Consider the following 19841-nt stretch of genomic DNA (forward strand, 5'->3'; position numbering starts at 1 on the left):
AATGTTTACATCAGACCTAGAAAAACATGAACTTATCGATTTCCTTACGGAAAGTCCGACAAAGGAAATCTTTCACCACGAAAACGAAGAAGAATACCTCCATGCTGTTGGCAAGGTTACCCAGGCGGTAAAAAAATTCCTTCACCACAACCAGAAACCTTTTAGCGGCGTATCGCCTGCCCAATTGAAACCTTTGTTTGATGCGATTGAATTTGAAAAAACGCACGACAATTATGATGCAATGCTTAAAGAAGTAGAGCAACTTTATACCAACCATGCGGTTGCCTTTCATCATCCGGCCTACATTGCCCACTTAAACTGTCCGATTGTAATTCCGGCAGTTGCCGCAGAAATGATGATCTCATCGATCAACTCTTCTATCGATACCTGGGATCAAAGTGCCGGCGGCACGCTGATTGAACAAAAGCTGATCGAATGGACCTGCGACCAGATTGGCTACAGCAAAAAAGCAGACGGTATTTTTACCAGTGGGGGTACGCAAAGCAATTTAATGGGACTTTTATTGGCCAGAGACCATTATGCCATTACCGTTTTAAACCACAACATTAAATTAAATGGTTTACCTCCTGAAGCTTCCCGGTTCAGGATTTTTGTTTCAGAAAAGGCACATTTCAGCATTCAGAAAAATGCTTCATTGCTAGGTTTGGGCGAAAAATCGGTGGTCAAAATTAAAACCGATCGCAGTTTCAGGATGAATACCGTTTTGCTGGAAGATGCCATTAAGCGTGAAATTGCCCAGGGCAATATTCCTATTGCAGTAGTGGGCACAGCAGGTACTACCGATTTTGGAAATGTAGATCCCTTAAAAGAACTTGCTTCGATTAGCAAAAAATACCATACCTGGTTCCATATTGATGCTGCCTATGGCTGTGGGTTATTACTGACCGATAAATACAGAGGTCTCCTAAACGGAATTGAGCTGGCCCATTCTGTTACGGTCGATTATCATAAATCTTTCTTCCAGCCGGTAAGCAGCAGCGGTTTCCTGGTAAATGATAAAAAATATTTTAACCTGATTACCCATCATGCTGATTACTTAAATCCTAAAGACCATGATGAAGATGGTTTGCCGAACCAGGTAAATAAATCAATACAAACTACCCGCCGTTTTGATGCTTTAAAACTCTGGTTTACATTAAGAATGATGGGCAGAGATAAACTGGGCGGTTATTTTGATACCATTATCGAAACGGCAGCCAAAATTGCAGACCGGTTACATTTAGACCAGGATTTTGAACTAATGAACGAATCGGATATCAGCGCCCTGGTTTTCCGTTACCGCCCTAAACATGTACAGTTCGATGTTTGTGCAATGAACCAGTACATTAAAAAAGCCCTGTTTAATGAGGGTAAGGCACTAGTTGCCGGCACCAAGATTAACCAACAATTCTACCTCAAATTTACCCTACTTAACCCGCTTACTACCATGAGCGATATTGAAAACATTATTAAAATTATTAAAAAACATGGAAACGAATACGTTAGACTTAATCAAGCTTCAGCAGATTTCAGAAGAAACTAACTTTAATGCTCTCCTAAACAGTTATTGCAGGGAGTTTAGCAACTGGAGCCGTTATGCAGGCATCCCGAAATATGATGCTCCACTGGCCGAGTACCTGAATACAACAACTGACCGGCTGCACATCAGGTTCGATTTCAGCGCTATTGGTTCTGAAGTATATGCACCTTTAAAATTTTATGCGGATAGTGGCCGCCATGTATTTAATTTTCCGGTAATTGAACGCCATATTGCCACAGATGAGATCAAACCGATTAGCATTTACCGTTTTATGGAACTGGCTATTCAGTTTAGTACAGAAGAGTTTCCTGATGCAAATGCCAATGTGGTTAATCAACGTTTAACCAACAGTGTTGACAACCTTGAGGCATTTCTTTCTTATTTTAAACAAAATGGCAAACCGGTAAATTTTGCCAAAATGAGTTTTATTGAGGCAGAACAATCTTTGTTCTTAGGTCATAATGCCCATCCCCTACCCAAAGGCCGTGCGGGCTTTAACAGCAGGGAAGAACTCTTCAAGTTTTCTCCAGAAACACAGGGTCAGTTTCAGCTGGCCTATTTTTTAATTGCTGCAGATAACGTTGTAGAGAAAAATGCAGAAGGTTTTGACAGCACAGACCTTTTCAGGATTGAGCTGTTAGAAAGTAATCACACGGATACTATTGCTTTATTAGATAAGCACGCTGGTTATAAAGTTGTGCCTATGCACCCATGGGAAGCAGATTATTTGCTTAACCTGCCCGAGGTACAAGCAATGGAATCAGAAAATTTATTGTTTTATCTGGGCCATTTTGGAGCGCTCTATACCCCTACTTCTTCTGTAAGAACCGTTTATAATGCATCAAGCGACTGGATGTTTAAGTTTTCATTACATGTAAAAATAACCAATTCAGAAAGGGTTAACCTGGTTCGCGAGCTTCACCGCGGTTATGATGTGAGCAAACTCTTAAAAACAGCATATGGCAAAGCAGCGAAATCCGAATTCCCTGAAATTGAATTTATTACCGATCCTGCATTTATTACGGTAAATTATAAAGGCGAAACCATTAATGGCTTTAATATCAGCATCAGGCATAACCCTTTTAAAGGCGATGGAGCAGAAAAAAATGTAACCTTATTAGCTGCACTTTGCCAGGATGGATTATTGGGACAAAAACCCAGGATTGTGCATGTGATTGAAGAAGCATCGATCAGTAAAAATAAAACGGTTGCTTATACTGCTGTAAGCTGGTTTAAACAATACCTGCACCTTTGTGTGTCGCCAATTGTTGGTCTTTATAATAATTTTGGGATGGCTTTTGAGTTCCATCAGCAGAATGTAATGCTCGAGCTGGACAAAGATTTTTATCCGGCTAAACTTTATTTCAGGGATAACCAGGGTTATTTTTTTAGCGATACCAAAGCCGAAGCATTGAAAGCGGCTTATCCCGGAATAGCTGCCGAAAGTGGTTCAATTGTCCCGAATAACTACATTATTCCTAAATTAACCTATTATCTGCTCATCAACAACATTTTAGGCGTAGTAAATGCCATTGCCAGCAATGGTTTGGCTGATGAAAAAACCCTGATTGACCTGGTTTACCTTGAATTTAAACAATTCGAAAACAGCGATACCACCGGGCTTGTAGATTATGTCATCAACCGCCGCAGCTGGGAAGTAAAAGGTAATTTATTAACCAATCTATGCAACATTGATGAAGCCAGTGCCCCTATCGATAATCCGGCTATTTACCGTGAGTTTCCAAATCCGCTATCTAAATTTTTCTTTTCTGAAAATCTGATCAAACCCAAAACCAACGAGGTATTATACAGCAGGTTTTTCCCTAAAGAAAATGTAACCATCAATATCCGCCCGTTTAATATTGACCGAGATTTGGAAATGGTGCACGATTGGTTTAACCAGGAACATGCTAAACCGATCTGGAAAATGGATGGACCAATTAAAGGCCTGGAGTTATTTTACCGGACATTATTACCTAACGATTCATCACACAGTTTCATAGGTGAAATAAATGGGGAACCAACTTTTACCATTGAGCCTTATTGGCCTATGCGCGATGGTGTAGGTGCCTGTTATGAAGCCTTAACCACTGACTATGGCGCCCATTTATTGATCGCCCCGACAGAAAAGGACAAAAAATTCAGCTTTGAAACCGGACAGGCTTTAATGGATTTCATTTTCGAACAACCGGAAGTAGGCAAATGCATCGGTGAAGCAGCGGTTGAAAGTCGTGCGATGCACATTTTTGTAACCAGATTGGGTTTCAAATTAGAAAAGGTAATTCAAATGCCTTATAAAATGGCCAACCTAACGTTTTGTTACCGCGATTGGTATTGGGACAAATACCCTGAAGCAAAGGCATATGCTATGATTAAGTTAGGACAGTTTGAAACGGAGGAAATTTAAATGCAGAACCCAAAAACATACGACATTGTAGGCATCGGTATAGGTCCATTTAACCTGGGTTTAGCTGCCTTATGTGCGCCCATCAATAGTTTATCTACTTTATTTTTAGATCAGGCGAGCGAATTTAACTGGCATCCGGGTATGATGCTGAGCGATGCCACTTTACAGGTCCCTTTTATGGCCGATTTGGTTACCATGGCCGATCCAACGAGTTCATACAGCTTTTTAAACTATTTAAAGCAAACCGATCGCTTATATAAATTTTATATCAGGGAAGATTTTTTTGTATTGCGCAAAGAATATAATGCTTACTGTAAATGGGCCATCACCCACCTGCAAAACTGCCAATTTGGACAAAAGGTAACTCAGGTGAATTACCTTGATGGCATTTACCAGATCGAAAAAATAGATCAGCTAACCGGAGCAACGGAAAACATCTTCGCTAAAAAAATAGTACTCGGAACAGGAACAGCACCCAAAGTACCTGCTTTTGTAAATCCAACCGTTCATCAACATGCCATACATTCTTCGGAGTATTTAAAGTTTAAACAGACTTTACTGGAGCAAAAAACGATAACGGTTATCGGTTCTGGACAAAGTGCTGCTGAGATTTTTTACGACCTTTTACCGGAAACTGAAAATGGCTTAAAACTGAAATGGTTTACCCGCCCGGATCGTTTTTTCCCCATGGAGTATTCGAAATTGACTTTAGAACTCACTTCACCTGAATATGTAGATCATTTTTATAATCTAAGTGATGCCAAACGAAAACAACTTTTAAGTAAACAGAATTCGTTGTTTAAAGGCATTAATTTCGAATTAATTAACCAGATTTTCGATAAATTGTATGAAATGAGTGTTGATGGAGAAAAAATCAATGCCGAATTGATGCCGAACTGCCAATTGAACAACCTAAGTGTAAATAACGATGGCAGTTATCAACTTGATTTTTACCATACAGAAAGCGAAAAGGATTTTACGGTTGATACAGATGCAGTGGTATTGGCTACGGGTTATAAATATAACGAACCGGGCTTTTTATCAACAATTAATGAACGTATAACCCGTAATGCCGACGGACTTTTCCAGGTACATCGCAATTATGCCATTGATATAAACGGGGACGAAATTTTTGTTCAAAATGCCGAATTGCATACGCATGGTTTTGTAACGCCTGATTTGGGAATGGGGGCTTACCGTAATGCTTCCATTATCAACGCCATTTTAGGCTTCGAAATCTACCCGGTGGAGAAACGGATTGCCTTCCAGCAGTTTAGCGTAAATGGTGAACAAGAGATCAATGGACAGGCTCATGATTTCATCCGGAACTGTCACGTTGAGCCTGTCGAAACGCCTTAAACCTTATGTTGTCCTTCGACAAGCTCGGGATAACGGAGCATGTTGGTCGGGATTTGTAACCCGATCATTGAGAACTGGATTTAAAATCCAGTGTATAACAAGCCCAGATTACAAATCTGGACTAACAAAAAAACACAACACCATGAATTACAACAACTTTAATAACATAAAACCTTTAAAAAAAGAAGTTTGGGATAAAGTAAACCTAAACTATATTGCAAAATCGATAGTAGAGCTCATGCACGAAAAATTGGCAGAGCCGACACTTATAAACACCAATGAACAAGGGGTTTCCGATTTCCGTCTTACAACAGATACTGATCATATTTATTACACTTTTTCAGGTCAGCAGCGTGCTTTAGATTATCTTCATATTGATAAACAAAGTATCAAAAAATTCGTAAATGGTGAAAGTGTAACGGTAAATAATGCACCTGCCTTTTACACGGAACTACAGCAAACTTTCGGCATTAAACCGTTTACGCTTGCTCATTTTGTTGAAGAAACCTTAAACACCCTTTATGCCGATGCCTATATCCACGAAAAAGGAAGGTTATCTGCTGATGAACTGGCCAATGCTGATTACCAGACTATCGAACATCAAATGGATGGCCATCCCTGGGCAACCATTAATAAAGGTAGAATTGGTTTTAACCATAGCGATCAGGGGAAATATGCCCCAGAAGCTGCGCAAAAAACACAACTGGCCTGGTTAGCCGTACATAAATCGAGGGCACAGTTTAAAAGTGTAGAAAGCATTTCCTCATTTTCTTTTTATAATGAAGAGCTGAGCCTGAAACAGGTTCATGATTTTAACCAGGTATTGATACATCAGCAATTAGATCCGGAAGATTATTTCTTTATCCCGGTACATGAATGGCAGTGGAACAATAAAATTGTATTGCAACTGGCGCATGATATCGCCCATCAGCTAATTATCCCTATTGGTATTGGAACGGATGAATACATGTGCCAAAACAGTATCCGTACCTTTTTTAACGTAAGTGAGCCCAAAAAACACTATGTAAAAACAGCTATCTCGATCTTAAATACTTCCATTTTCAGGGGCTTATCGCCTAAAAAACTGGCCATTGCACCAAAAGTAACCCAATGGGCAAAAGATATGTTACAAGGCGATGAATACCTGAAACAAACCCGGGTGGTGCTTTTAGGCGAAGTGGCAACCGTGGCTTATACACACCCACAATACAGCGAAATACCGGGCTCTCCTTATCAATATCAAGAATTTTTAGGTGCCATTTGGCGCGAAAGTGCTGAAAATTACCTGCTGGAAGGCGAAAACATCATGACAATGGCCAGTTTGCTTTATGTAGACGACAATGGCAAAAGTATGGTACAGGCTTTAATTGAAAAATCCGGACTGGATGCTGAAGCCTGGTTAAATGCATATTTATCGGCTTACTTGAAACCGGTATTGAGGATTTTTTATAAACATGCTTTTTTCTTTAGTCCACATGGTGAAAACACAATTTTAGTCATGAAAAATGGCGTACCGGAAAGAATTATCATTAAAGATTTTGTGGAAGAAATTGTGCTAACAGAAGAATCGAAGGCAAAATTACCGAACGATCTGGTCGATATTTTAAGGGAAATTAATGACGAATTGGCACCATTATTTATTCTTTCGGGCATATTCGATGCCGTATTCAGATACCTGAGCAATATTTTCCACAGTTATGTTGGATTGGATGAAAAGCAGTTCTGGCGTCAGGTGGCTGATGTGATTTTAACATTTCAGCAGGAAAACCCTGAATTAGCTTCAAAATTCGAAAAATTCGACTTGTTTGTGCCAGAATTTATCAGGGTTTGCATTAACAGGGTAAGGTTGTTAACCCATGGTTATAGCGAAAGTACCGATGTACCGGTGCCTGAACTGATTGGTACCCTGGTTAACCCTGCGGCAGAGGCATTGAAAGAGAATGTTTTGGCGTAATTGAGATAAATCGTCATTGCGAGAAGGTTTTTTTAGCCGACGAAGCAATCCTAAAGCAAACGCTAACAGCGATGGTTGTAACATTGCTTCGTCATTCCTCTCCGAGAAGTCGGAGCTGGCACTCGCAATGATGCTCCTTTGCAACCAGAGTTGTCAACTTTCTAGCGAAAGCCTATAAAAGTTGACAACTCTTTTAAACTACAAAAATAGTTTATATTAATAAAATCATTATCTTGCTTCATAAATTACCTGAAGCATGAAAACATTATTATTTCTCTTTTTATCAATTTTTCTATTCGAAACACCAACAATTGAGAAAGACCGCGATCGTTGGAAACCTTATTATACAGATACCGCTCCTGCAAAAACTGCAGATCAATGGTTTCTGCCTTTCGATGTAACCAACCGAAAAAAGATCAGCAACATCAAAATCATCAGCATTTTTGGCGATCACCGCGATAGCTATGTTAAAGGGCATATCCACACGGCTATCGATATTAACCCTACACAAGCCAAAGCCAAACTGGTTAGTGTTTATGCCATGGCCAATGGAATAGTTTGTTCTGTCCATTTAGGCGAAAACCAACGCACAGTGGTGATAAAACATAAATTGCCAGGCGGACAAACTATGTTTACCTCCTATAAACACCTGAAAGAAGTTTATGTAAGCAACGGTCAGCAGGTTGATCAGCATACCAAACTGGCCCGGTTATTCACCCCACAGGAAAGTAAAAAATATGGCGGCGATTACCATCACCTTCATCTGGAAATCAGGAAAAAGTTTGATGATTATGGTTGTGCCAGCTGGTTAACGTTTAATAATACACAACTGAACGAACGGTTTTATAATCCTCAGAATTTTATTAAAGAGCATGTTAAATAAATAAATTTTCGGTTGGTGAGACACCAACCGATAGAAAAAAACTGAAACCAAACCCCTGTAAACTTGTTAATAAAATATACGCTCGTAACTAAAAATTGATTGTTATGTACGTAATCTTGGGTGCGTCTGGTCAGGTGGGATCAGCAATTGTAGATCATCTATTAGCTAAAAAACTTCCCGTTAAAGCAGTTATCCATAATCCGGAAAAAGCTTCGGAAGTTAAAGAAAAAGGAGCTGAAGTAGCGGTAGCAGATGCACTGGATTTAAATGCATTAACTGCAGCTTTTGATGGTGGCGATACCCTTTTCGCTTTAACGCCAGAAACCGGAAAAAGTAAGGATGTATTGGGCGAAACCAAAACCATTCTCGAAAATTATCATCAGGCCATCCGTAAATCATCCATTAAAAAAGTGGTGGGTTTATCGTCAATTGGTGCACAATACAGTAAAGGAACAGGTAATTTATTAATGTCGTACATGCTGGAACATGCTTTTAAAGATCTTGAAATTCCACAGATTTTCGTTCGTCCGGCATATTATTATAGCAATTGGTTAGCGCAACTGCCTGAAGTTAAAAAAAATGGCGTGTTGCCAACATTTTATCCGGCTGATTTGGCAATCCCAATGATTTCACCTATGGATGTAGCTTCATTTGTAGCTGATGTACTGACAAATGACGATCAATCTAAAATTTACGAAATTACCGGGCCTGAAAAATTAAGTTCTGATGATATTGCCGCAACACTTTCAGCAATATTGAAGAAAGAAGTAAAAGCGAAGCAAATTCCACACGAAGATTGGGATACAACCTTACAAAAAATGGGTTTTTCGCCTGATGCACGGAAAAATTTTATCGAAATGACAGAAACAGTTGTAAACGGCGATACCGATCCTGTAAATAAGGGTACTACTGTTGTGAAATTAAAAACGCGCATTTCCGAATACTTCGAAAATACGCTACGAGACAATTGATTCAATGTGGTGTCAGATGTTTCCATCTAACGCTGTTCAAATCCAAAAATTAATTGATTTCGGGTGGTGTGGATACCAACCGATAATATTCAGCTGTTAAGTTTGCGTCAATCGCCGTTTTGCATGGGTTCATCGCCATCTTTATGGCCCCAAGTTAAGCTTATAATCAATACTACGGAGGTTAATATATAGAGCATGCGTTTAAGTGATTTGGTTAATTTAACCATAAACGAATGTTATAATGAAAACGCTACAGCAGTATATATGCCTTTTATATTAAGACCTATGAGGTTTTTAAGCAATGTGCTTATTCAAACCTCATAGGTCTCTGGAGAATTTTAAAATTTAATCTTTAACGTGCACTTTTTTCGGGTTTCATCATTGGTTAATCCATCTGGAAGCGTAATCCGTAAACCTTTAGCATTTTGCTTCCATTTAACGGTAAACTCTTCATCTTCCATAAATAGTTGCTTTACTTTTAATACGGCTGTAGATAATGATTTAATAATCAGTTCACCATAGTTAAATTCTAAAAGTTCGATATTAAGTTCGTCTGCCTCACCAGAGTAAAATATAATCGGATTAACCTCGTAAATATGAAGTTGATTACCGCTTTGCTCATCGGTTTTTAAAGCAATTTTTCTGCTTACTGCCATCTTGGTTGATTTGAGATAATTTAGGCGTGAGGGATTAATTTACAGGTGGAAAATTATAAGGTTTCCATGAAGGGAGGCTTATCAGCTCTTTCTGTGTTTTTTCACTGATATCTACTCCCCAGGTATTAAAAAATGGCGCAAGATTTCGCTTTACCACATTAGAATAGGTTTTTACCCATAAATCGCGTTTCTCCTGATCGTTTAACCTGCCGATGCCTGGTCCTATTTTTTGATATTCTTTAAAGAAAGCTTTAAAACTTTCCCATCCAAAACCTTCCTGCATCTGGCGAAACATAATCAAACCTAAAAAAGGATCACTTTTCCATTTTTCGTAACTCGCACCTTCGGCGAAATATTTTTTCATCATTTTTTGCGTATTGGCACTTGAAACGGCAGCATGCGAATCGTCTCTTCCGCCCATTAAACGATCGAACATATAAAGCGAAAAGAAATTGTTGCTGACTTCGGTAGTCCCGCCAAAAACCCAGTTCAAATTCTGCATATTATGACCAATTTCGTGGAAGAAACCCCAGTTTGCACCGCCTTTACTGGGTTTCATCAACAATTCGGGATTGGCCATGATCTCGTTTGAAAGCATTTTTCTTGAAGGAGAATGATGGATCATGATCGGATAACCGCTGTGCATATAACCGCCACCAATATGTTCATCGGGCACCATACGCTGCGCCCTGTAAAATGGAGCAGGCATATTGGCCAGATCTAATTCGCCAAGCACCACCAAATCCCATAATTTTAATACTTCTTCGGGCTTTTTAATGGTTTGCAATACACTATCGGGCAAGGTTAAAATTACATTTTCAGTAGCCATTTCGCCCCATGGTGCTTTATTGTTTTTTAACTGGTTTTCCCAATCGCTTTGCGTGCTTTTACCCAATACAAAAAGTGGTGCAGCTATAGCATGACTGATTTTGAAATCAATTTTTCTGCTTTCTGCCTTTGGCTTGATGTCAATGTAAATCAAACCTCCAAAGGGCGAAGCCAATCTGTTTTCTCCGATAACGAGTTTTTGCTTTTTGGTAATAATGGGCATTCTGCGCCAATCTTCTTTACCGGCCACCCAATAATTCAGGCGATCGCTATGTGCACCAATCTGAACTTCAAGATCGGTGATATCTGTATTTTTAGGCACATCAATTTCAATATATTCACCCGCTTTTGCATATAAACCCGTGCTGTACATGGTGGCATTATCATAGCCAGAATATCCTAAGGTAGATACGATGGGCACCAGACTATCGGCCATTTTTTTGTGTTCGATGCTTACCGTTTTATTGATAAACTGAAAGCCTGCTTTTACTGCACCCGGAAAAATATCAGATGATGGCTGTGCTTTAATGTTTTTGTAACCGGTACTTTTTAAGGTTTCATCGCTCCATTTGGCTATGACCTTTCTAAAAACCGTATCACTTTTCGAAAGTGTATGATCTGGTGAGATCAGAATTGTTGCGGGATCTTTTGGAGCATTCTGAGCAAAGGTGGTTAATCCTGTGGCTACTAATGCAAGGGATAATAGTAACTTCATTTTGTGTGTTTGGTTTGTTTGTATGATTTTTTTAAGCTTGTTTTTTTACTTTATACTTTTTTCAATCGGAAAACCCTGGTTTCGTGAGCAGTTACCTCACCAGCCCATTTATTGTTTTTGCCGATAATCTTATGTTGCCATAAATCTTTAATTTCGTATCGATCAGTTAGGCCCAGCTCAGCAAAGCTTATTTTTGCATTTTGGGCAGCTGCCGATTTATTTAAAATCGCTATAGCGAAATCACCGTTTGCCAATGGGCGCACAAAAACATCCCATATGTCGGTTTTGATTTTTCTTTCGGCCTGTTTACCCAAAGCATCCTGGTTTAAGGCAATTACTTCTTCATTGGTAAAAATAGTTTTGGCTTCATCATCCATCTTACGGATATCGCAGCTTGCATATAACGGCGAATTAAGCATGCTGTACAAACTCATTTGGCTTTGGTATTCGGCTTTTGTACATCCTATACCTTTAAAAGCAGAGGATGGACCTTTTGTACCATGTAATCCGGCTACCAACATATCGCCGTCGTTCCATTTACCGGGACCTGAAAAACTTGCGAGTCCGGCCATTTTATCTACTACGTTGTAGATTCCTACTCCACCTTTGCCTTCAATATCTAGCCATTTATCTCTAATGTCGAAAGTGGTGCGCCAGCTTTGTCCACCTACCTGTGCGCCCCAGTTCCAGGGTTCTCTTGGGCCCCACTCGCAAATTCCTAAAACAATATCCCTCCCCGATTTACGTAAGGCCTGCGCTATGGTACTGTAACGTTTTTTTGCCGTTTCTACATCTTCCGGGGCATTACAATAATCATATTTCAGGTAATCGATGCCCCATGAAGCAAAAGTTTTAGCGTCCTGCTCTTCGAAATTTAAACTCGCGGTATAGCCACCACAGGTTAATGAGGCAGCATCAGAATAAATCCCCAGTTTCATGCCTTTATTATGCAGGTAATCGGCCAGGGCTTTAATGCCCGAAGGAAACTTTTTTGGATCTGCAATAATATTGTTTTTATTGTCGCGACCACCCTGCCAGCAGTCGTCTAAAAAGATATATTGATAACCAGCTTTTACCATGCCGGTGTTTACCATAGCATCGGCCATTTCTTTAATATCTTTTTCGTTCGGGTTTTCGGACATGATGTTCCAGCTCATCCAGCCCATTGGTGGTGTTGCAGCTAGTTTAGGCGCTTGAGCAAAGTTAATTTGTGAAAGTAGCAACAGACTGAAACAGATTTTTATAAATTTCATATTATCTTGGTTAGCTAATGTTAGTTTGATTAAAAAAGAACGGTCGTCATTCCCATGCAGGTGGGAATCTTAATGCTTTTGGTTTAAGATTCCCAATCAAGTTGGGAATGACGAACCGCCCGTATTACTTTATTGGTTTGATATAGTAACTGTACTGGTAATCTTTAAAAGGAATCTGATATTGAATTAACGGCATAGAACCCCAGCTATCAATACCCTGTACACCCAGTTGTTGCATATCCATGTGCAGATAAATCTGGTTACGTTTTACCAGTTCTCCAGAGTGATATTGTTTTTTCTCAGCTTCTGGGTCTAAATCTTCTACCGAATATGGTAGGGCATTAAAACTTAACAACTGGTCTGCAAATTCGAAACGTAAGCCTTTACCAGCCTTATTGGTGAAGGCTACCCAACGTACATCGGTTTTATTGCCACTTTCCTGCGGTCGGGCATAAGCAAAATACTGATCTGCAACGTTTGATTTATAAATACCAATTAACGAAGCTGTTTTTCTGTCTACATAGTTTTCGCCCGGGCCACGGCCATACCATTGGATATTGTTGTAATTGTTTTTTAATTGCAGATCGTTACCGATACGCATTAAACTTTTGTAATTACCGGTAACCGCTTTAAATTGATTGCTTACTTTGATGGTTCCATCGGCCAAGACATTAAATTCTTGTGTGATTTGGGCATCGCCTTTAAGCAAAGTCGATTTAACGGTCAGGGTAAAACCATCAGCAGTTGAATTTACGGTAGATTTTATATTGGCTGCATCATTATCCTGGTATACATTGCGCCACATGCGTAATTTTGTATTTATACCTGCACCGATATCGTTATCGGTTGGTGCACGGTAAAAACCGGGTTGCGGGCCAGAAGCCAGCAATTCTTGTCCTTTAGCAACGTAACTGGTTAATGTTCCTTTGGTTAAATCGAAAGTAATGGTGAAATCGCTGCCTTTAACTACCGCTTTTTCAGCTGTCTGTTCAACTTTTAAAACTTTTTTATTGGTAGCATAAACATTGGCCTTTGGCGTTCCGGCCAATGCAATCTGTTCGTAAGCAATTTCATAACCTTTTTCTAAAAACGGTTCAGGTGTTTTTAAACGGTAACGAACGTTTAAGAAGTATTCTTTGCCCGCAGCATAACTGGTTTTAAACGGAAGTGACAACATTTGTGTTTGTCGCGGTGCAATGTTAAGATTTGCAACTACTCCACTTTGAATGATTTTCCCATCTTCTACCAGTTCCCAGTTCAATTGTACATTGCTAATATCTTTAAAGAAATAACTGTTGTTTACATTGATCTGGTTGGTGCCGTTAAAGGTAGTTTTGATGTATTGATGTACTTTTTTCAATTCTACTGCCATTGGTGTCATACCACGGTATGCAGTTACTACACCTTTTACACAGAAATCGTTATCGCTAAAGTTTTCGTCAACGGTGCCATTCAATGGGAAATCGCCGCCATAGGCCATAATGCGTTTGCCGTTTTTAACAGTATCAATAGATTGATCGATCCATTCCCAAACAAAACCACCCTGTAATTTCGGGTTGTTCTCAATAGCATCCCAATATTCTTTAAAATTGCCCAAACTATTACCCATAATGTGCGCATATTCGCTCATAATAAACGGACGGGTTTCTTTTTCTTGTTTCGAATAACGTGGAAGGTAATTTGGCGAAGGGTACTGTGGAACTATCATGTCGGTATTAAAATCGTTTTCTGCCCTTTCGTACTGCACCGGACGGAAATCTTTGGCTTTAAGCCATTGATAAGCCTCGTAAAAGTTAACGCCGTTACCAGCTTCGTTGCCTAATGACCAGGTGATTACGGAAGCATGGTTTTTATCTCGTTCGTACATCCGGGTAATGCGCTCGAGGTGCGGGATTCGCCACTGTTTATCGTTGGCAAAAGTGGTTTCTAAACTGTAATAACGGCCATGCGATTCGATATTGGCTTCGTCTATCACATACAAACCGTATTCATCACAAAGTTCCATCCAGTAAGGATCAGGCGGATAATGAGAATGGCGCACGGCATTTACGTTTAACTTTTTCATCATTTCCATATCTTTTTCCATATCGGCATGGGTTAAAGTATGGCCCTGGGTAGCGTTGTGCTCGTGGCGGTTCACTCCTTTTAAGAACACACGTTTACCGTTAACCAATAAATCGCTGCCTTTAATTTCTACCGATCGGAAACCCACACGTTGTGGTATTACTTCGATAATTTTATTGTTTTTATCTTTTAAAGTGATGTAAAGTGTATATAGATAAGGAATTTCTGCCGACCAGTTTTTTACATTGCTGACCTGAGCTTTGAAGGAAAGATTAGTCTTATAATTCCCAAGCACTTTTTGAATCGTGGTTGCATCTTTCCAAACGTTATTTCCTTTGGCATCAACCAGATCGAGTGCTACATAAAAACTATCCGGACGGCTGTGGTTGGTACGCTGATCTATTTTATAATTTTCTACAGCTAAATCTACATTCAGTAATCCGTTGGTATAACTGGCATCTAACCCACCGATAACTTTAAAATCGCGGATATCTAATTTTGGAGTGGAATACAAATACACTTCGCGTTCTATCCCCGAAATGCGCCACATATCCTGGCATTCTAAATAACTACCATCGCTCCACCGGTAAACCTGTAATGCAATGGTGTTTTCGCCTGGTTTAACATATTTGGTAATATCGAATTCTGCAGCCAATTTACTGTCTTCGCTGTATCCTACTTTTTTACCGTTTACCCAGATGTAAAAAGCAGATTTAACTGCGCCTAAACTGATAAACACTTGTCTGCCATCCCAATTGGCAGGTATATTGATTTTTTTTCGGTAAGAACCCACGGGATTGTTATCTGCAGGAATATCGAAAGGAGGATTCATTTTACCCCCGGTTAATTGCCGGCCAGCAAATTCATAAGGTTGATTTACATAAATCGGTGTACCATAACCGTTGGTTTCCCAGTTGGCAGGAACTTTAAAATTATCCCATGTTTTATCGTCGAAATCTACTTTGTAAAAATCAGTCGGGCGCTTGCGCGGATCTTTTACCCAGTTAAATTTCCAGGTACCGTTTAGGGATAAAAAATAGGTTGATTTTTCTTTGGCTCTTTTAGCTGCTAAATCCTGACTCTCGAAAGCAAAAGCGGATACACGCATGGGTAAACGGTTTACCGAAACTATTTCTGGTGTTTGCATTTCGGAGGGTAGATCCTGCGCCAAGATTTGCCCTGCAATAGATAATAGTGTAAATAAAATGGTTAGTTTTTTCTTCATTTTGTGTGTTTAAATTGGTCTTATGGCTCCAAATTACTGATGATTAGTATAGGATAATGAAATTGTTTCTGCGCAAACGTTTGAGTTTTAAAGATGTTACCAAGCTGTTAATTTGAGTTGTATTTTTTACCACTGAGTATTTAAATGGCTTTTTTATACCATAAGCAGTTAAGAAAATTAAGTTTTATTAGGTTACAACTTATAACCCTGTAAATACGGGCAGAATGAAGTTTACAGTAAATAGTATAATTCTTAAAACAGAAAAAACCCGTTGCCACCAATTGGCGGCAAGGGTCTCACTAACTAAACTAACTACTATTTTAAAAATTCTAATTCGAAGTTTTTAAGGTAAGGTTTACCATCAAAACCGAAATCGGCAAGGATATTAATGTTCATCCAATAGAGTGCAAGTGCAGATACATCGCTTACTGTTGAAGGAATAGACAGAGTTGATGTAATAGGCTCAGGTGTTGTACCAGGAGGGTAAGCACTACCTAAATTAGCCCAGCTATAAACTCCAGAGAGCGACATATTATAACCAACAGGTAATTTATTAAAAAACGTTGCTTCTGTTCCCTCATCCATAGGCCAATAACCAATAAGATTTGCATAATTACTATGCTTGGTAATATCTTTTAAACTTAAATTACTGTTAATTACGGCTTCACTTAATGCAGTATTAAAATAAGATAAATTAGCACCATAAAAAGATGTAGGGGTATCATTATCCCCGGTTCTATGACCTACCCTAAACGCCTCTGTTGTGCTTAAGCTTTTGTTAGCACTAATGTTTGTCGCGGCTGTGGTTTGACGCTTACCATCAATGTACATATTTAGGTTTCTAGTGGTTGAATTGACATATTCTACGGTCATGGTTAATTTATGCCAATCTGTTCCGGGAGCATCTGCTGATGCCGTCTCGGTTTTTCCTTTTCCTCCATTTAGGCTTCCTCCAACAGTAATAACCCATTTACCGCCAGGATATAGCGCCCATTGCCAGCCTGTAATCACCTGACTACTTAAATTAGTACTTTTACTAAAAAAGCTCGCGTATCCAGTTGGTACTGAATTAAATTTTACATCCATTTGTACGGTAAAACTTTTGGTTTCCCCGGCATCGTAAAGATTATTATCATTACTCAATGTAGCTCTACCTGAATTATTATTGAATAAAACAGGATTAAAGCCTGATTTTTTCAATTCAAAAGGTTTAAAAACAGGATTATAAACTAAGGTAAATCCATTGGTTGGATTGGCACTGCTACCACCATGGTTACTGGTTACAATCACCAACCAATCTTCATTGGCATAGTTTTTTCTCGCTTTTAAAGCGGTTAAAATATTACCTACATATTCATCGGATTTTACTATGGCATTTTTATAATTGGCATTGGTAGCCAGATAACCTCCATTATCACCTGCGGCTTCTACATCTCTAAAATTAACAACCATAGTGCCTAAGGCCGTTTGGCTATTCAGAATACTAACTGTACTGTCTTTTACAGCTAAATCAGTTGATACAACAGGTAAAAAATCGGCATTTTTCATGTAATTCCGCAGGTTAAGCCACGGGGTAACAAAAGCTGTTTTTACCGATTTGTATTGTGTAATGTAATCGAATACATTACGGTAAGATACTATTGGGGCATGCTCATCAACACCTGAACCGGCTGTACGCTCAAAATTATCATTGCTGATCTGGTGTTTTACAGAACTGGTACCTGTTAACATGGATACCCATCCGGCTGCATCCGATCCTGTTTTTAAAGTGTTATAAGTATACTTAGAGTTTTTCTGTAAGGTTGCAATATTGGTTGGTGCTACAGCCTGCAGTTCTGTGCCTGTTAATCCATCAATACTGATGACCAATATTTTACGCTGCCCTGCATTGAGGGGCTTGAGATCTTCGTAAACTGCCGGTGGATTAGCATATTTTTTGCAACTGGAGTAACCCAATACACCGATGGTGCAAACACAAAGCAGTATGTTATATATTTTATTGTTGGTTTTCATAATAATGCGTTAAGGTTTGATAAGATTACATTCAGCTAAAGAACAAAATACCGTACTGGCTCCTGTTTTTATCAATACTTTGATAAATTTGGCGTTGACGTTTCCTCCAGGAAAATTGAAATCATATTTACTGGTATTCTGCGGTACTGTGGTGGTTCCTACTGATGTATAATTAACATTATCACTACTTGCTAATATTTCAACATTTTTGATATAACCATTATTATTATTTGTTCTTTGGTTAAATGTAATTCCTTTAATTGGCACAGCAGTTCGTGTTCCGGTACCTAGAATTACGGTAAAAGGAAAGGTTTCTGCAGCAGTTGGAGTCGGGCTATATTTAGAATGCCAGAATGTAGCCGTATTGCCATCAATTAAATTAGCGCCAAGATCGGCAGTGGTACTTTGTAACGAACTTACCGAAATTACCTGTGTAGGATTATATATCGCTGTTCCTCCAGTTTTGTTTAGTGGATTATAAGTCCAGATAGTTTTGTTTAACAAAGGATATTTAGCTGATACTTTTGCAATTACGGCATCGCTTACTAAAATTCCCCAGGCATCGAAAAATGGCGCCAAATCTGTTTTAGTATAATCAGATAGTTTTTCGTAAACAAAATTATGTTTGGTAATATCGTTGGTATTTAAGCGTTCGGCATGACGGGCTTCTTTATATAAATAGGTCATTGCGTCATAACCATATAATTCAAAAATCTGCACAAAAGGGGTAATCCTTCTGAAAGGTCCCTTGTCTTTATCAGTCATGAATGCATCTGTATCAAAGTTTTTTAAACCTGTACCACTTGCATAATTTATTGATTCAGGAAAACCACTTGAAACTGCCGGATGCAGGATATTGTAATTGGCACCAATCCTGTTGGCTACTTTAAAACTAAAAAGGTTATTAGTGGTTTCGCCCAAGGTGCTCCAGCTCCATATATCTGCCTGTTGGCAATTGTGGCCAAACTCATGATAGGTACCCCACTGACCAGAACTGGTGTTGATTGAATTTAGACTGGTAAAACTGGCAAACCAATAAGAATCGTTTAAACCCACAAAAGGGAAACCAGAGTGGCCATACCCGTTGGTAAGCTGAATATCCAAAACACCGCGCCACTGGCTTTGCGGGCTACGGTCTCTAATATCGGCTGCATTATCTGATAAACCCATCCAGGCGTTGTAATCGAGATCGAAAACATCATTCCATTTACTAAATACAGCTGTAGGGTTGGTTAAAGGCTCGCTTGAATTAAAAGTAGCCATTACCTTATCTCTGGGAATGGTAAAAATAACACTTTTAGCCCTTAATTCTAACCAGGGCACTTGTGAAGCTTTTACTTTAGCTACCCAGTCGGCATCGTTAGTTTGGCCCAAAATAAAATCGGGTGATACCACCGCACCTGTAATGGTAAAGGTAACAGGAGTTGGATAAGCGAATGTTGCCAGGATATAAATATGGCCGCCATAGAGGTTACGGATATAATTTACACCCGAAACCAATTTTTTTCTGTTATAAATCACCGGATCGCGTAATAATGGAGATTTACCCGCCAGGTTATCGGTATGTGCACCAATCTGTACGGTTAAACCATCCACTCCTGCCGGAACCACAAGTTTGATCAACTCGCCGGGAGCTGCATAATAACCGGTGCTATACTGCGGTGACGGGGCCTCAGCAATTCTCAAATTCTGAGCAGTTTGATCGGTAAAATTAAGGTTAAGTGTAAACTGGGTATCTTTTACCCTGGGTTCTGATTGATCTACCAGGCCAGGAAATACCCTTGCTTTAGCGTACATCGATTTATCGATCAATTTCATATTGGTATCGATAGTTCCCTCGGATACGTTTTGCGAATCATCAGGATACCCATCTGGAACCTCATAGCCATACTTTTTACAAGCAGTAAATGCCACTAAAAGGGATAAGCCAAGTATTTTAGTTAACTGATTAAATTTCATTTTATTAATATTTA

General features: G+C 39.3%; 12 protein-coding genes. 6 read left to right on the forward strand and 6 right to left on the reverse strand.

The window, feature by feature from the left end:
- The first annotated feature begins 1 nt into the window (after nt 1).
- The 6 genes from R2R28_RS21945 to R2R28_RS21970 all read left to right on the forward strand — a co-directional run bounded on the left by R2R28_RS21945 (nt 2) and on the right by R2R28_RS21970 (nt 9114).
- The gene (locus tag R2R28_RS21945; RefSeq protein WP_316827796.1) at nt 2-1543 is read left to right on the forward strand and encodes an aspartate aminotransferase family protein; all 1542 of its coding nucleotides are present in this window, start codon (nt 2-4) and stop codon (nt 1541-1543) included.
- Nucleotides 1488-3947, forward strand: coding sequence for a GNAT family N-acetyltransferase (locus R2R28_RS21950; RefSeq protein WP_316827797.1), 2460 nt, complete (start codon nt 1488-1490; stop codon nt 3945-3947). Before R2R28_RS21945 ends, R2R28_RS21950 begins: the two co-directional genes overlap by 56 nt.
- Nucleotides 3948-5306: a lysine N(6)-hydroxylase/L-ornithine N(5)-oxygenase family protein gene (locus R2R28_RS21955; protein ID WP_316827798.1), complete on the forward strand. Its 1359-nt coding sequence runs from the start codon at nt 3948-3950 to the stop codon at nt 5304-5306.
- A 142-nt stretch (nt 5307-5448) separates the two neighbouring features.
- Complete coding sequence (locus R2R28_RS21960; RefSeq protein ID WP_316827799.1) at nt 5449-7260, forward strand: IucA/IucC family siderophore biosynthesis protein; 1812 nt, start codon at nt 5449-5451, stop codon at nt 7258-7260.
- A gap of 256 nt (nt 7261-7516) precedes the next feature.
- Nucleotides 7517-8143: a M23 family metallopeptidase gene (locus tag R2R28_RS21965; protein ID WP_316827800.1), complete on the forward strand. Its 627-nt coding sequence runs from the start codon at nt 7517-7519 to the stop codon at nt 8141-8143.
- Nucleotides 8144-8247: 104 nt separating this feature from the next.
- Nucleotides 8248-9114: an NAD(P)H-binding protein gene (locus tag R2R28_RS21970; RefSeq protein ID WP_316827801.1), complete on the forward strand. Its 867-nt coding sequence runs from the start codon at nt 8248-8250 to the stop codon at nt 9112-9114.
- Between the two features lie 338 nt (nt 9115-9452).
- Here the strand turns inward: R2R28_RS21970 and R2R28_RS21975 are convergent, their stop codons facing one another.
- The 6 genes from R2R28_RS21975 to R2R28_RS22000 form a co-directional block, all read right to left on the reverse strand.
- Complete coding sequence (locus R2R28_RS21975) at nt 9453-9770, reverse strand: hypothetical protein (RefSeq protein WP_316827802.1); 318 nt, start codon at nt 9768-9770, stop codon at nt 9453-9455.
- 34 nt (nt 9771-9804) lie between these two features.
- Entirely contained in the window at nt 9805-11313 is a 1509-nt protein-coding gene (locus R2R28_RS21980; RefSeq protein ID WP_316827803.1) for a M60 family metallopeptidase, read from the reverse strand.
- 50 nt (nt 11314-11363) lie between these two features.
- Nucleotides 11364-12566 carry a glycoside hydrolase family 27 protein gene (locus R2R28_RS21985; protein ID WP_316827804.1) on the reverse strand — a complete coding sequence of 401 codons (1203 nt, stop codon included), beginning with the start codon at nt 12564-12566 and terminating at the stop codon, nt 11364-11366.
- 124 nt (nt 12567-12690) lie between these two features.
- A complete protein-coding gene (locus tag R2R28_RS21990; RefSeq protein WP_316827805.1) occupies nt 12691-15855 on the reverse strand; it encodes a glycoside hydrolase family 2 TIM barrel-domain containing protein in 3165 nt (1054 codons plus the stop codon).
- Between the two features lie 315 nt (nt 15856-16170).
- Entirely contained in the window at nt 16171-17868 is a 1698-nt protein-coding gene (locus R2R28_RS21995; RefSeq protein WP_316827806.1) for an alkaline phosphatase family protein, read from the reverse strand.
- Nucleotides 17869-17877: 9 nt separating this feature from the next.
- A complete protein-coding gene (locus R2R28_RS22000) occupies nt 17878-19827 on the reverse strand; it encodes a M60 family metallopeptidase (RefSeq protein WP_316827807.1) in 1950 nt (649 codons plus the stop codon).
- Nucleotides 19828-19841: the final 14 nt, after the last annotated feature.

It is taken from the genome of Pedobacter miscanthi (genome assembly GCF_032678605.1).
In the GTDB taxonomy this organism is placed as follows: domain Bacteria; phylum Bacteroidota; class Bacteroidia; order Sphingobacteriales; family Sphingobacteriaceae; genus Pedobacter; species Pedobacter miscanthi_A.

Bases quoted from the DNA above. Each gene is read 5' to 3' on its own strand.
- R2R28_RS21965 (WP_316827800.1), top strand. From the start codon at position 7,517: ATGAAAACATTATTATTTCTCTTTTTATCAATTTTTCTATTCGAAACA.
- R2R28_RS22000 (WP_316827807.1), bottom strand. From the start codon at position 19,827: ATGAAATTTAATCAGTTAACTAAAATACTTGGCTTATCCCTTTTAGTG.
- R2R28_RS21960 (WP_316827799.1), top strand. From the start codon at position 5,449: ATGAATTACAACAACTTTAATAACATAAAACCTTTAAAAAAAGAAGTT.
- R2R28_RS21985 (WP_316827804.1), bottom strand. From the start codon at position 12,566: ATGAAATTTATAAAAATCTGTTTCAGTCTGTTGCTACTTTCACAAATT.
- R2R28_RS21970 (WP_316827801.1), top strand. From the start codon at position 8,248: ATGTACGTAATCTTGGGTGCGTCTGGTCAGGTGGGATCAGCAATTGTA.
- R2R28_RS21995 (WP_316827806.1), bottom strand. From the start codon at position 17,868: ATGAAAACCAACAATAAAATATATAACATACTGCTTTGTGTTTGCACC.
- R2R28_RS21945 (WP_316827796.1), top strand. From the start codon at position 2: ATGTTTACATCAGACCTAGAAAAACATGAACTTATCGATTTCCTTACG.
- R2R28_RS21980 (WP_316827803.1), bottom strand. From the start codon at position 11,313: ATGAAGTTACTATTATCCCTTGCATTAGTAGCCACAGGATTAACCACC.
- R2R28_RS21990 (WP_316827805.1), bottom strand. From the start codon at position 15,855: ATGAAGAAAAAACTAACCATTTTATTTACACTATTATCTATTGCAGGG.
- R2R28_RS21955 (WP_316827798.1), top strand. From the start codon at position 3,948: ATGCAGAACCCAAAAACATACGACATTGTAGGCATCGGTATAGGTCCA.
- R2R28_RS21950 (WP_316827797.1), top strand. From the start codon at position 1,488: ATGGAAACGAATACGTTAGACTTAATCAAGCTTCAGCAGATTTCAGAA.
- R2R28_RS21975 (WP_316827802.1), bottom strand. From the start codon at position 9,770: ATGGCAGTAAGCAGAAAAATTGCTTTAAAAACCGATGAGCAAAGCGGT.